At 64.2% G+C, this 13,752-nt stretch carries 13 protein-coding genes; 5 read left to right on the forward strand and 8 right to left on the reverse strand.

The genetic code is table 11. The annotated features are described in order from the left end of the window. Window positions 1-63: 63 nt before the first annotated feature. Window positions 64-1,713 carry a glycosyltransferase family 39 protein gene (locus ACT4OC_RS00135; RefSeq protein ID WP_444837065.1) on the reverse strand — a complete coding sequence of 550 codons (1,650 nt, stop codon included), beginning with the start codon at window positions 1,711-1,713 and terminating at the stop codon, window positions 64-66. Window positions 1,714-2,037: 324 nt separating this feature from the next. On the opposite strand from ACT4OC_RS00135, the gene ACT4OC_RS00140 reads away from it, so the two are divergent. Then, the gene (locus ACT4OC_RS00140) at window positions 2,038-2,835 is read left to right on the forward strand and encodes a DUF308 domain-containing protein (RefSeq protein WP_444837066.1); all 798 of its coding nucleotides are present in this window, start codon (window positions 2,038-2,040) and stop codon (window positions 2,833-2,835) included. 171 nt (window positions 2,836-3,006) lie between these two features. Beyond that, window positions 3,007-3,423 carry a MucR family transcriptional regulator gene (locus ACT4OC_RS00145; protein WP_444837067.1) on the forward strand — a complete coding sequence of 139 codons (417 nt, stop codon included), beginning with the start codon at window positions 3,007-3,009 and terminating at the stop codon, window positions 3,421-3,423. Window positions 3,424-3,535: 112 nt separating this feature from the next. On the opposite strand, the gene ACT4OC_RS00150 is transcribed toward ACT4OC_RS00145, so the two are convergent. The 5 genes from ACT4OC_RS00150 to ACT4OC_RS00170 form a co-directional block, all read right to left on the reverse strand. Further along, window positions 3,536-4,138 (reverse strand): hypothetical protein, encoded by a 603-nt coding sequence (locus ACT4OC_RS00150; RefSeq protein WP_444837068.1) that lies wholly within the window; start codon window positions 4,136-4,138, stop codon window positions 3,536-3,538. A gap of 25 nt (window positions 4,139-4,163) precedes the next feature. After that, window positions 4,164-6,098: a DUF3604 domain-containing protein gene (locus tag ACT4OC_RS00155; protein WP_444837069.1), complete on the reverse strand. Its 1,935-nt coding sequence runs from the start codon at window positions 6,096-6,098 to the stop codon at window positions 4,164-4,166. A gap of 29 nt (window positions 6,099-6,127) precedes the next feature. Further along, a complete protein-coding gene (locus tag ACT4OC_RS00160; RefSeq protein WP_444837070.1) occupies window positions 6,128-7,156 on the reverse strand; it encodes a HupE/UreJ family protein in 1,029 nt (342 codons plus the stop codon). A gap of 1 nt (window position 7,157) precedes the next feature. Beyond that, window positions 7,158-8,039 carry a peptidylprolyl isomerase gene (locus ACT4OC_RS00165; protein WP_444837071.1) on the reverse strand — a complete coding sequence of 294 codons (882 nt, stop codon included), beginning with the start codon at window positions 8,037-8,039 and terminating at the stop codon, window positions 7,158-7,160. A gap of 104 nt (window positions 8,040-8,143) precedes the next feature. Then, window positions 8,144-9,151 (reverse strand): SphA family protein, encoded by a 1,008-nt coding sequence (locus tag ACT4OC_RS00170; protein WP_444837141.1) that lies wholly within the window; start codon window positions 9,149-9,151, stop codon window positions 8,144-8,146. A gap of 324 nt (window positions 9,152-9,475) precedes the next feature. Here ACT4OC_RS00170 and ACT4OC_RS00175 point away from each other — a divergent pair, with 324 nt between their 5' ends. After that, window positions 9,476-9,736 (forward strand): hypothetical protein, encoded by a 261-nt coding sequence (locus tag ACT4OC_RS00175; RefSeq protein WP_444837072.1) that lies wholly within the window; start codon window positions 9,476-9,478, stop codon window positions 9,734-9,736. Between the two features lie 103 nt (window positions 9,737-9,839). On the opposite strand, the gene ACT4OC_RS00180 is transcribed toward ACT4OC_RS00175, so the two are convergent. Continuing rightward, window positions 9,840-10,265, reverse strand: a complete 426-nt coding sequence (locus ACT4OC_RS00180; RefSeq protein WP_444837073.1) for a SufE family protein — start codon at window positions 10,263-10,265, stop codon at window positions 9,840-9,842. Window positions 10,266-10,358: 93 nt separating this feature from the next. Then, window positions 10,359-10,847 (reverse strand): DUF5330 domain-containing protein, encoded by a 489-nt coding sequence (locus ACT4OC_RS00185; RefSeq protein ID WP_444837074.1) that lies wholly within the window; start codon window positions 10,845-10,847, stop codon window positions 10,359-10,361. A 424-nt stretch (window positions 10,848-11,271) separates the two neighbouring features. Between ACT4OC_RS00185 and ACT4OC_RS00190 the strand changes: the two genes are divergently transcribed. Continuing rightward, on the forward strand, window positions 11,272-13,080 hold the full coding sequence (locus ACT4OC_RS00190; protein WP_444837142.1) for an ATP-binding protein: 1,809 nt from the start codon (window positions 11,272-11,274) through the stop codon (window positions 13,078-13,080). Then, entirely contained in the window at window positions 13,073-13,738 is a 666-nt protein-coding gene (locus tag ACT4OC_RS00195) for a peptidoglycan-binding protein (RefSeq protein ID WP_444837075.1), read from the forward strand. The genes ACT4OC_RS00190 and ACT4OC_RS00195 overlap by 8 nt, the downstream gene beginning before the upstream one ends. Window positions 13,739-13,752 lie beyond the last annotated feature (14 nt).

The raw sequence follows: 13,752 nt of genomic DNA on the forward strand, positions 1-13,752 counted from the left end.
GTTTGATTCCGTAGTGCAGAGGTAGTTGGCGAGAATTTTACACCAACTCGCGCGATTCCTCAATCAGGGCGCCGGGATCGCCAGCAAACTCGAGATGCTGCGGCCGCGGATGTCGTAGACGCGGGCGAACACGACGTCGTCGCGCTTGATCTCCACCAGCACGGGCGCGGTCAGGCCCTTGCAGTAGAACTGGCCGAGCGTCATTGCGAAATCGGCGGCGTTGGAGTCCCAGCCGATGGTGAAGCCATCGCCAAGCGCGACCTGGGCAGGGCGCTGCGGGCCGCACACCGCCACCTTCCACTTGCGGCCCTGCGGCGGCACTTCCTGGCGTTCGTCGATCTGCTCGCGCAGTCCCTGAGAGGCCTGCTTCAGCGCCAGGCCCCAGTAGTCCAGCATGAACAGGTTGTTGGCGGAGCGCACCGTGCCGGCGATTTGGTTGAAATGGGTGTACTGATAGGGATGCAGGCGGATCATCTCGCTAAGCGGCAGCAGCAGGCCGAAGGCGAACACGGCGAGCGCCGCCGGTTGCCAGCCGCGCCTCGTCTCGCCGAGCCAGCCCATCAGCTTGGCGAAGGCAACGCCCGCGAGCACCGCCATCGGCGGAATGACGAAGATGAAATGCCGGATGCCGTTGTAGAGCGCAGGGCGCTTCACCATCGCGACGACCAGCGGCAGCGTTGCCGCCAGCGTCAGCATCAGGAAGATCGTCTTGCGGCGCGCCGTGACGTCGTTGCGCGACAGCGACAGGAAGGTGCCTGCGATTCCTAGCGTAAGCAGGCCCAGCAGGATCTCGGGCAGCTGCAACGCGAACAGCGTCGGCAGGTACGACCACGGCATATCGGGCACGGAGACCAGCGCGCCGTCGAACATCTCCTTCCACGGCTTCTCAAAGAAATGCGAGAAGTAGGTCAGCGCATGCAGGGGATTGGCGGGCTCCAGGATCGCCCACGGCCACATCAGCCCCATCACGAGATAGCCGAAGGCAAGGCCCGGCAGCAGCATGTAGACGACATGGGCGAAGCGATGCACGGCTTCGCGTGCGCCCTGGTTGCGGAACTCGTCGATGAAAAGCGGCAGGAAACCGGCCGCGGCATAGACCAGCGCAAGCCCGCCGAGGATGCGGCAGCCGATCGAAAGCCCGGCGCCGAGACCGACGATCAGGATGGTGCGCGGCGAGGGCGAGGGATATTCCTGCGCCAGCCGCACCAGGCCGAGCATCAGCACGACCATCGCCACCGCAAACGGCGCGTCCTTGGGATTCATGAACATGTGGCCGTAGAAGGTCGGACACAGCGCCAGCAGCAGAAGTGCCGCGAGACCGGCAAGCGGCCCGCCGACGCGGCGCGCCAGCCGCCAGGTGACCGCAAGTCCGATCAGGCCGACGATGGCGCCGAGCAGCCTGCGCGTCTCGAACAGTTCGAGCGGGATCGCCTTGTGCAGCAGCGCCGCCGCCATGTCGAAACCGCCGCCATACATGTAGAGATTGGCGAACGACAGCGCCGCGGTATCCTTGAAGCCGCTGCCATACATCCGCAGCAACAGGTCGGCATATTCGGCGTGCGTGTAGTCGTCCCATCCGAGGCCGTAATCGCGGAACGTCAGTCCTGCGACGATGGCGACGATGCCGAGCACAAACAAGGCAAGATCGTCACACGTCCGTTCGACCGAGCGCCGCACCGGCGTATCGAAGGCCGAAGTCGTGATCGATGACATGGCTATAAAAACCCGGCGTCCCTGGCTCAGCGATGGCGCTTGTGAGCCTCTTCCCCGGCATTCATATAGCGCAAGTTCCATTACCAAGTAATTGGAAATTGTGGCGTAATTCGCCTGATGCGCCGCAGCATAGGATTACATAATCGAAACTTTCCCGGAGGCTTAGCAGGGGTATTGGAACTCTTGCCTAGCTTGTCCGTAGAACTGCGGTGGCGTTTCCGGTCCCATTGGCTGGGATTGCAAATGGCCGTTGGCGATGCCTGCAATATGACGGTATCGTGGCAACGGCGGTCGAGCACGGTTGCCCGTGCGGGGGTAAGTTCGATGTTGATGGTGCTGTTGGGCGCTGGAATAGGCCTGCTGCTGGCGGGCTTGGGCGCGCTCGGTTACGGGTTCCTGTACAACGAATTCGGTTTCGGAAACACGCTCGTCATTGCGGGCGCCGTCTCGAGCTGCTCGGGATTGCTGATGCTCGGCCTCTGGACGGTCGCCCGCCAGCTGCAGGATATTGCCCAGCGCCTCGGCAGGGCCGCGGGCGCAAGTGCTCAACCGGCGTTCCCGACCGAACCGTCGCTCGCCCCCGCGCTGGCACCTCCGCCGCCGCACCCGCCTGAACCCGCCATCGCCGATGCCGGCGCGGCGCCGCCGCCATGGGTCGAAGGACGCGGCGATGCTCCGCTGCCCCCTGAAGCTGCACCTGCACCCAAGCCGCGGCGCAACCTGCTGTTCACCTCGACCTCGCGCAAGGAACGCGAACGCGCCGCCGCGCGCGCCAGCGAGCCGCTCGCGCCGGACCTGTTGTCGGCCGACCTGCGCCCCAATGCGCCCGCTATGGATGCGCCGCCGGTCGAGCCGGCTCAGCCGGTGCCGCCGAGCTTCGAGGACGCCTGGCCCAAATCCGATCGGCCGCGGCGCCCGCCTCGCAATGCGGCGCCGGAGGCGGCGCCCGCAGCTCCCGCACGCGAGGAGGCGCCGCAGGTCACCGTGCTGAAGTCCGGCGTGGTCGACGGCATGGCCTATTCGCTCTATTCCGACGGCTCGATCGAGGCGCAGATGCCGGAAGGCATGATGCGTTTTGCCTCCATCGACGAACTGCGCGCCCATCTCGACCAGCGGCCGTAGGCGGCACCCGGTCGCTGTACTTGGGCATTGAACGGCGCCGAAAATAAAACGGCGCCGTTCGTGTGTCCGTGCTAGCATTGAGCTATATTCGCAAGTAGTTCGGCCGGTTAGCGAACGTATTTCGTCGCCGCGATACTGTCCGACCCCATTCCCCCCCCGGATGGCCCGACCATGACGGATGCCCCGCCCAAGAACTTCATCGACCTCACCGCCAGCATCGTCTCGGCCTATCTCAGCAACAACCCGACGCCGGCGGCAGAAATCCCCGGGCTGATCGGCCAGATCCACGCCGCGCTGGTGCGCGTCTCGTCGGGCCGCACGGAAGCGCCGCTGGAGCCGGCCAAGCCCGCGGTGGCGATCAAGAAGTCGATCTCGCCCGACTACATCGTGTGTCTGGAGGACGGCAAACGCTTCAAGTCGCTGAAGCGGCATCTGCGCACACAGTACAACATGACGCCGGAACAATACCGCGACAAATGGGGCCTGCCGCCGGACTATCCGATGGTGGCGCCGAACTACGCGGTGGCGCGCTCGCAGCTCGCCAAGGAAATGGGGTTGGGCCAGCAGCGGCGGCGGCGCGGCAAATAACATCAAGCCGCGTGCTCATTACCGACGGTAGCTTGGCGCACTGAAGTTGATGGCCGCGTTGTTTCCAGGGGGGCAGCCGCGGAGACTGCGACGGGTTGCGCGTGCCCATGGATCAGTTGGAATGCATGCTTCCAACTTGATCATAGCGGGCCAAGAAGGCTCTCAGCTGCTCTTCTGTTCCGTAGAGGCGGATGAGCCCATGGCGATAGGCTTCGCCAATCGACAATCGGCTGTGGACGATTTCCCGAATGACGTCTTCGCCGGAAATCACCACCAAGTCTCCCGCTTGCGGACCGGGCACGTGGACCTGCGGTTGCACATCGCCGCCTTCCGAAACGAAGCGGCTCCACAGCATCGCTTCGATCAGTAACAGCGAGAAGGACGGCTGTGATTTCTCGTCCGACGACGAGCGCAGCTGCTGCGCATGTTGGTCAAGCGCACGCGCGATCCCGTGATAGCCGAGAAGCCCGAACCCGCCACCCGCGGGAGCTGGCGCCGGCAGCCGCCTTTCGGCGACTGCCGTCGATATCGCGCCCACGACGTGAAGCGCGTCCGGGTAGGTCCAGTTCAGGACGCCGCGCGCGAGCGATACATCGTCATGATAGCCGCAGGCTGCAGCCTGCGGCCCGGACCAACCGATCAGTAGGCTGAGCAGGAAAGCCCATGTCGCTGGACCTGTAACGGCTGTCTTGCGATGCTTGCCCATGACGGCCACTCGCTCGCTCCTGGCCTTCTAATTGCTATTTCGCCGGCGTGTACCAGACGGGTGAGGTGTAGGCGCGCTCGGTGACGGTCATCGCCGTGCCCGGCAGCGGCGCGATCCCGTATCGTTTTGCGTCGTAGGCGGTCCAGCGCGGGGTCGGGATCTCGATCACTCGCCCATAGTAAAAGGCCGGCTGGCTCGGATCGAACTCCGGGTCCCGCCACACCGTGATCAACTCAGGCGCGCCGATCGTGTTGGTCCAGGTCGCGTTCGCAACATCGACGGTGTTGCCGACGGACGGAAGCTTGCCGTCGCTGCCCGGCTTGCGGTCACCGGACCAGGCAACGTCAAAGACCTTCTCCTGCAGATTGCCATTGCGATCGAGCCAACCCTTGATGATCTGGTAGCGATCGAGATTGGCCCCGATCGGGTCTTTCAGTGCGGCCACGAGGAACGAGGGCGATTTGCCTTGCGGGGCGGCCTGCAGGTCACTCCCCATGGGGACACCCTTGGTGTACCCGATCTGAGCGGGCAGGCGATTACTCGCGTCCTGGGCGGCGAAGTCCCATCCGCCGAAGAAACGCACGATCATGCGAGTACCGGTGGTCGCGTAAGTCTCCTTGCGTTGCATGGCATCCCACAGGGACGCGCGGGTGTTCTCCTTGGCCCACACCGCGGCGTAGCCGGATGAGCCCACCTCCCAGTCCATGACTTTCACGCCGCTTGCGGAATTGCTTACGAAGACATTCGATATCCGGCGCGGGCTCGGCTCCTGCGGCACCGTCTTGCCGAAGAAGCTATCTTCCTCCATCGCGGTGAGCCCGGTATGGGAATCGCTGCTGCCGACGAGACCGAATTTGTATGGATTGACGCCAAACTGCCGCTCGAGCTTCAGGCCGTTCTTGTAGGCCGAACGGGCGTACTCGAACTCCAGCATTTCCTTCTTCTTTGCAACACTGCCGTCCAGGTTGCCCTTGTCCCAAATCTCGAAGGCGGCGAACTCGTCGTTCGGCGACAGGGATGGATGGGCCTCGCCGGTGCCCTTGGTCTGCGTGGTCTCGTAGAGCCGCTCCCACTTCGCGCGCTGCTCGGCGTAGTCACGGTCGAGCCGCTTTCCGAACGCCTCGACGACGGGGAACATCAATCCGTTGCTCAGATTGCCGTTGTGCGCAATGGCGAGCACGCTGCCGCCGGTCTTTTGCTCGTAGGCTTCCATCCATTTCCAGAGCTCGACGGGATTGTCGCTGCCGTAGGGCGGATAGACGGTAAACGGCTGGACCTGGCTGGCCTTGTCGCCGTTGTCGCGGAAGATGACATTGCGGTGCAGGTTGTTGCCGCCGGTGTTCGAGGTCCACTCGTAGCCGATGAAGGCGGTGAAGCGGCCCGGCTCATTGTATTGCTCTGCGGCTGCGATTGTTTCCTGCCAGGCGCTTCGATAGGCGCGCGTGCCCGGAAAATACATGAGGTCTTTCGGGAACGTCCCCTGCGAGAAAGCGACGATGATTTGGATCGCGGCCTCTTCGCCCTTGCCGGACTGGATCAAATCGTACCACTTGCGTCCGGTTGCATTGGCAAGCACATCGGGCTTGCCCGCGAACAGGTCCGGGAAGAACCCCATGTTGTCGGAGTGATCGGCGACCACGAGGAAGTCGAGCGGGCGCGAGAGCTTTGCCGGCTGGCCCGTCGAGGAGATGACCTGCTCGCCGCGGGCAAAGCGATACGCGTCCTTGGGGCCTAGCCGGGCACCGAATGCACCAGCATCCATGGAAAACGAGGTGTGGAGATGGGTGTCGCCGAAGAACGGCCGTGTGGGGAAATCGCGGTCCGCATAGGGCGAATAGGGAGGCTTCGGCAGGGCCTGCTGGAGCTGTTCCTTTGTCGGTGTGCCGACATCCTGCGCGAAGACCGGCGAGACCAGAGCGGCTGCGATCAGCCCGGCGAGAACCGGTTGCTGCGATAACGTCCTCGTCATTTGTCTCCCTCCTCAATGATTGCCGCAACTCAAAATGCGGCGACACGTTCGATGACCCAGAACATGGCGATGCTGCCGATGGCATAAGGCGCAGCCAAGCGTGCCCAACCCGGCCAGGAACAGCGAACGCGCCGGACCACTGCAAATATGCCGAGTATTGCGGCGATAAACAGCAACTGGCCGATTTCGACGCCGAAGTTGAAGAAAAACAGCGCCAGGGGAATCTGCCCCTCGGGCAGACCGATCTCGCTCAATGCGCCGGCAAAACCGAGCCCATGCAGAAGGCCGAACGTGAACGCCACGAGCCATGGCGCTCTCGACGTCAAGCCTTCGTGTCCGCGCCACTGGCGGACGATCTCGACGGCCACGAAGGCAATGCTCAACGCGATGAGCGCCTCCACCGGAGCTGACGGCACATGCACGTATCCCAGCGTTGCCAGCGCCAACGTGATGCTATGCGCGACCGTGAACGCGGTCACCGTCTTCACCAGCAGCCATGTGCCGCGCGTGATGATGAGCAGCGCAAGCACAAACAGAAGATGGTCGACACCGAGCAGGATGTGTTCTATGCCGAGCTTGAGATAGAGTGCGGCCACGGACCAGCCGCTCTGACGCGCCGGGATCGCTGCGGATGGTTCCTGCGGCGTCAGCCGGCGAACCCAGGAGCTGCCGTCCAGAAATACGACGCGGACCAGAGCGTCCGTCATGGTGTTTTCAAGACCGGCGATAGCAACGACCTGGCCGCGCAATGGATCGACGGCTTTGAAGCGCCAGGTCTGGACCGCAGCGTCGCTCGTCGTTCGCGTGGTGACGGGAATAAGGGCATCGGCCCTGCCGGAAAAAGTTGCCGTGAGAGCGAGGCGCAGGTCGCCCCGCATCGGCGTCTTGAACAGCACCTCGAACTCGCCTGTGCGATTCTCCTGCACTGCGAGGTAGGCCGGTCGGACCTCGTGCGCAATGCACTGCCACTGCGCCCCCAACAGCACAAGGGCGGCGATTAGTCCCGGCTTCAAAGATCGAAACAGGCAGGCGGCGAGGTCAAGCTGGCGGGTACGCATGTCAATCATCCCGACGCTCGCCTTGAGACCCGATCAGCGCCTTTACCTCCTCGTCGGCGACAACGTCGTACTTCTTGCGCAGTTCGGCTAGATATCGCTCTTTGGCCTCCATCTCCCGCTCGCGCTTCCATTCCGCCGTGACGCGCTCGCGAATTTCGGATAGCGGAGGCACACTCGCTTCTTTCATGGCCGAAACACGGACCAGGTGCATGCCGTATCCAGATTGGACCGGGCCGCTCCAACTGCTAGCCTCGAGTGCGAACACTGCCCGCGCAAAGTCGGGACCGAATGTGCTGGAGACGGACTGCTCGGTTTCGTCGCGCAGCTCGGATCTCACCAAAAGGCGATCGCCGAGGCTGGCATTCCATGCCGTGGCGCCCTCCGCGACGAGCAGCTTCAACGCATTCTCTGCATCCGAACGCGCATCGGCGCGCCGCTGCGGACTGAAATAGATATGCGCAAACGAGATGCGAGCGTCGCTTCGAAAGCGTCGCGCATGGGCGTCATAGTATCGTTGCAATTCCTCTTCCGTCGGCTCAGCACGACGCATGGTATCGTCTATGATGAAGGTCAATTTCTGCGCCAGGCGCCGCCGAATGATGACGTCGTTGTCCTCGAGACCCAGGGCGCGGGCTTCGCGGGCGAGCAACTGTTCGTTCAGGTAGTCCGCGATCAGTCCGCGAAGCTCATCACGGGTTGGCGGACGCCGCCATTGCGTGGCCCAGTTTTCCGCGAGCCAGCGGGCATCGCCCGCGGTGATGTCGATTTTCGCTGTCTTGTTGGCGGCGGGATTTTCCGGCGTGCGCATCCAGGCGTAGGCACCGAACAAGACGGCACCAACCAGCAGGAAATGCACCAACGGCTCTTTCCGAATCTTCTTCATGACGACAGCCCGGGACATTCGAGAGCAGCCGTTGCAATACTTCCTTAGGTAAGCACCCGACTATTTCAAACACAAGGCTGGCAACCCAGCCAGGGCGCTCTCCTTCATTTGGTCGCCATTCGACGCGTCGGCACCACCGTGCTGGGCGGTGCCATCGGGGAGATCGAGAACGTCAACCACGTATTCCAGCCTGCGGGCCGGTTCTCCGCAGCGAATTCGCCGTATCCCTTCAGGTTCAGGTAACCCTGCATGTCGCCAACCGGAAACAGGAATCCGACCTGCGGACCGACGCCAATGACGCGCGACCGGAAACCACCCAGGACGGGATGTTGCCCGAAATCGTCGGTGATCTGCTGATAGGCATATCCCACCAAGCCGACGAAGAACTGCTTGGAGAGAAACTGGGAAGCGCCCCAGTCGACATGGAAGTCGATGCCGCTCTGGTATTGCGTGTCCGGGTTCTTGAAGTTGTAGGTGAACCCCGCGACAGCGGAAAATTCATGCCCCGTCTGCGGATTGAAATAGGTGTAGCCGCCGCCGCCGTCGATGGCGCCGTGACCAATGCCGAGATTGGCGAGGCGCCTCGGATCGTAGGCGCCAACGGGAATGTCACCCGTCACATAAGTCATGAAGTTGTGGACACCGGCATTCCATTTCAGCGTCGCCTGCGGATACAGGTCGCCGACGGAGGTGATGGAGTCGCCGATGCTTCCCGTGCGCGTCACCGTGATCGGTCCGACGGTAGCCGTGAGAGTCCCGCTAAGATCGGCGCTAGACCGACCGAACAGGCCGGCTACGCCAATGGCCAATTGTCCGCCCAGCACCGGCGTCGCGAACGTGTAAGTAGGGTTGAGTATGACGAGATCGCCCTGCGCATCCAGGTTGAGATTCAGGCTGGTGTTCACGGTCGCGGGGAATCTACCGACCTGAATTTCCCTTGCTGCGGCCGTCGCACCCGACGCCGACACGCTGGTATGATAATATATTGCCGCCATGGACCATCCGGGTGCGGTCGGGACCGCGGCGAGGCTGCCAAACCGGCCAGGTAGCCAATACGAGACTCCGCTTTCGTCCGCATATGCGGCGTCGGGCAAGAATCCCGCCGTGGCCATTGCGAAGCCAACGGTTGCACAAAAAAGCTGATAGCGGGGCTTTGGTCCGGATGTGCACGGTGTCATCTGAGTGTCCTCCCGACAGGAAATGACAGTGCATCGATCAGCGGCTCGATGTCTCGTCCATTGGTGGAGACCGCTTCCGATTCGGCTCTCGGTGTTGCGCTCATGTCACGCAAACTCACCGCTTATTGTGGGGGCGGTAGAAAAAAACCGACAGCACGATTGACGTTGCCAGCCCAATGCCTGGCATCGTTGATCTGCGTCAAGTCGGCGACCATCTTGTGGAGCACAGAGAGAACTCTTGGACCGAAGGAGGCCGACATGAAGTCTTCGATTGCATTGCCCGCGGCTCTAATCGTTGGATTCATGGCTGCGAGCACAGAGCGGGCAAGTGCCGCCGTGGTCTACTGCCAATACATCGACTACCCCGTCGGCTGCGTCGTCAGGCCCGGCGTCGCGCTGCGGCCACGCCCGGTGGCGCGCGCCGTGGTGACGCCTGGCGTTGGCGCGCCGGGAGTAGGCGTACGGCCGGGGACGCCGATGAATCGCGGCGGCCCGGTCAATCGGGTCGGCCGCCGCTGATCGGAGCGCAAGTGGTGCGCGGTTCCGTGTCACTTGGCGAGAGTGGCTGAATTGGAAACAGGGCCTTCCGGAGCTGAAATCCACGGAAGGGCCTTCGCATTTCCTACGACGCTTCCGCCAGCGCCTCACGCGCGTCGGTCTTGATGCGCTCGACCATCGAGCGCAGGCCGTTGGAGCGCTGCGGCGTCAGGTGCTCGCGGAAGCCGAATTCCTCGAATACGGCAAGCGCGTCGGTATCCAGAATGTGCTTCGGCGTGCGACCGGAATACAGCGCCAGCACGATCGCAACCAGGCCGCGCACGATGTGGGCGTCGCTGTCGCCGCGATAGTTGATGCGCGGCTCGCCGTGACTGCGGTCGACGCGCTTCGATAGCCACACCTGACTGACGCAGCCCTGCACCTTGTTCGCGGGCGAATGCTCTTCCTCCGGCAATGGCTCCAGCGTGCGGCCGAGCTCGATGACGTAGCGGTAGCGGTCATCCCACTCGTCCAGCAGTTCGAAGTTTTCCCTGATTTCGTTGATGCTCATATTGGCCCGTGTCCGCCTCGTCTTTCGGACTATATAGGGTCACGGACGACCAAAAGCGATGGAAATGGAACCGGCGGCGGCCCCAAATTTGGATTATGGCGTCGGCGGCCGCCACTCCACGGCGAGGTCGTCCGCCGTCAGCGTGTCGCGCGGCGCTTCGGTGGCCATGGCCTGCTCGGCATCCGCGACGGTGCCGATCGAGCCGGTATGATCGGGCGCCTTCTTGTCGGACCTGTCGCCCGGCGTCTTCCTGTCGATCTTGTGGTTCCTGTCGGCCGGTTCCGGCTTGTCGGCCTTGTCGGGCCTTTCGGCCTTCTCGGCCTTGTCGGTGATGATGCCGTAGACCTTGCGCGCGCCGTCGGCGGCGCGCTGGCCGATCGCGGTGGCGGCCTGGCCGCCGACCTCGCATGCCGCGGGCTGGCGCTTGCAGAACTGGCTCATGTCGGACATCGCCGCGGTCGCAGCCTGCACCGCTTCGGAGGCGCCGATCTGCGGCAGCTTCTCCGATTCGGGCGTCTTGTCCCGCGGCAGGAGCACCAGCACCAGCCCGAGCCAGAACGTCAAACGCACTAGGAACCACATCTTGCGACCCGGTCGTCCGTCCCTTGTTGCCGTCCGCGCATCGGCGCGGCACGGCACGACTAACGAGTCCAGATAAAGCGCAAGTGTTTGCATTGAGATTAATTCGGCGAAAATTTGCGAAGAATGCCGCGCGCAGAGTTCCGCCGCAAATTTTCGATCGACGCCGATTCGAAAGGCCGTGAGGTGCGCGTGCACCATTTCGAAACCATAGCGGGAGCGATCTCTAAACTTCGCGTTCACCATCCCGGTGAATTCGGCTGCACGCGGCGGGCTAAAACCCCGGCAAATCAGCGACCAAGCTGGTGAACGCGGCCGCCTTAGCGTTCGTTTAATGTCGCTCTGACACGGTGAGCCGAAAGATAAAGGAGGCGTTCCGGCGCGTCTTTTGACGGAACGAGCCGAAGCGCGAATTCACGTGAGTATCATAAGTCACATCCGCGATTGTCTTGATGCGCTGCTGCATCCCTCGGCGCGATACGGCGCGCTGACCCGCGCGCGCCATCGGGCCTTCATCGCGCCGCGGCTAATCGGCAGCCTGGCGGCGTTCGCCGCATTCCCCGTGTACCTGGCCATGCGCGGCGCGCCGACCGCTCTGGAAGTCGTTGCCTTCGCCTGGCTGATCGCGCCCATCCTGCTCGCCTGGTTCCTGTCGCGCACCGGGCGCTACGAGGGCGCGCACGTGCTCTCCTCGTTGGCGCTCGCCGGCCCCGTGGTGATGATCGCGCTGTTCACCGGCGGCATCGAATCCGTCGCGGCGATCTGGCTGGTGGTGGTGCCGCTGGAAGCTGCGCTTTCCGCCTCGCGCCGCGTGGTGACGTTCGCAGCCGCGCTCGCGCTGAGCTGCGCGATGCTGCTGATCGCGGCCGGCCAGTCGGGCTGGCTGCCGGCGCAGGAAGCCGGCGATCCGGCGCTGCGCAACGTCATGATGGGCCTCGGCGTCGCCTCGGCCACGCTCTATGCCGCGGGCCTCGCCTTCGGCGCGGAATCGCTGGCGCGCACCAGCGTGTCGCTGCTCAATGTCGAGGAAGACCGCTATCGCCTGCTGGCGCGCCACATGAGCGACGTGGTCTCGCGCCACCGCAAGAATGGCGCGGTGCAGTTCATCTCGCCGGCGGCGGAAGCCGTGCTCGGCACGCCGGCTTCCGGCCTGCTCGGCCACGGCCTGTTCGACCGCGTCCACGTCACCGATCGGCCCGCCTATCTCACCGCACTTGCCGACAGCGCGCATGGCGGCGAGGGCCGCAGCGTCGAATTCCGCCTGCGCCGCGACGGCAAGGGCAACACCGTCGATTTCGTCTGGGTGGAGATGCGCTGCCGCCCGCTCGAGCAGGGCGTGCCGTCCGGGGACGGCGAAGTCGTCGCCGTGATGCGCGACGTCACCGACCGCAAGACGCAGGCGCAGGCGCTGCAGGAGGCGCGCGCCGCCGCCGAGCGCGCCGACGCCTCCAAGTCGCGCTTCCTCGCCACCATGAGCCACGAGCTGCGCACGCCGCTGAACGCCGTGATCGGCTTCTCCGAGATGATCATGCAGGAAGAGCTCCTGATGCTCGATGCGAGAAGGCGCAAGGAATACGCCCAGCTGATCCACGACTCCGGCCAGCATCTGCTGTCGGTCGTCAACGGCATCCTCGACATGTCGAAGATGGAATCCGGTACCTTCGAATTGACGCCGGAGCCGTTTGCGCCGCGCGCCGCGCTGGTCAATTGCTGCAATCTGCTGGCGCTGAAGGCGCGCGAGAACGGCATCGATCTCGTCACCCGCGCACCCGACGATCTGCCCGAGATCACGGGCGATCCGCGCGCGTTCAAGCAGATCGTGCTCAACCTGGTCTCCAACGCCATCAAGTTCACCGAGCGCGGCGGCACCGTCACGGCATCCGCTGCGGTCGAAGGCGCGCGCCTTGTGCTGCGCGTCGCCGACACCGGCGTCGGCATCGCCGCCGAGGATCTGAAGCACATCGGAGATCCCTTCTTCCAGGCGGGAAAGGCCTATCAGCGCCGCCACGAGGGCACGGGCCTCGGGCTCTCCATCGTCAAGAGCCTCGTTGCGCTGCATGGCGGCGAGATGAACGTCCAGAGCCGGGTCGGCGAAGGCACCACGGTTGCAGTCGCGCTGCCGCTCTTCTACACGCCGCCGGTCGCCGGCGAGCCCGTTAGCAACGTCGCGACACTGACGCCGGCCCCGCGTTCCATGCCGTCAGAACAACCCTATCAGGTGAAGAAACGTGCCTAGAAAGTCAGTGGACGACGAGATGCCGCGCCGCCGCCGTGGTGCCAAGGCGGTTGCCGTCGAGGAAGAGCGCGGCCTGTTGATGCGGCTTCTCCTACACAGCCCGAAGGACGTGATCGCGGGCCTGCTTGCGGCGACTGCGATCGGTGCCATCGTCGCCAATGCGCTGTTCCTGCAGGCCGGCCGTCACCCTTCGCCGATGTTCCGCACGAGTGTCGTGGTCGTGCCGGCGCAGCCGGCCGCCAATCCCTTGCCGCGTCCGCGCCCGGCGGAGGCCAACGCGCGCGCCGTCGAGTTGACGCCGGCGGACGTCAAGGTCTCCGAGTCCAAGGCCGACTCGAAGCCGGACGCGATGAGCAACCTCGTCGCCAGGACCGCAGCGCCACCCGCTGCCGCCGCCTCGTCAACCGCCATCGTGCGTCCACCGGCGCCGGTGCCCGCGGCGACGCCGCACACCGCCGCCGGCCGCAGGATCGCCGCGGTCCAGCGCGCGCTCACCGAATATGGCTACGGCCAGTTGAAGCCGACCGGCCTGATCGGCGCCGACACCCAGGCCGCGATCCTCAAATTCGAGCGCGACCGCAAGCTGCCGCCGACCGGCCAGATGTCGGACCGCCTGGTGCGCGAGCTCGGCGCGATGACGGGACGCCCGATCGACTAGAGCTTCGCCGGGGT

This window comes from Bradyrhizobium sp. (assembly GCF_052389815.1).
Classification (GTDB): domain Bacteria; phylum Pseudomonadota; class Alphaproteobacteria; order Rhizobiales; family Xanthobacteraceae; genus Bradyrhizobium.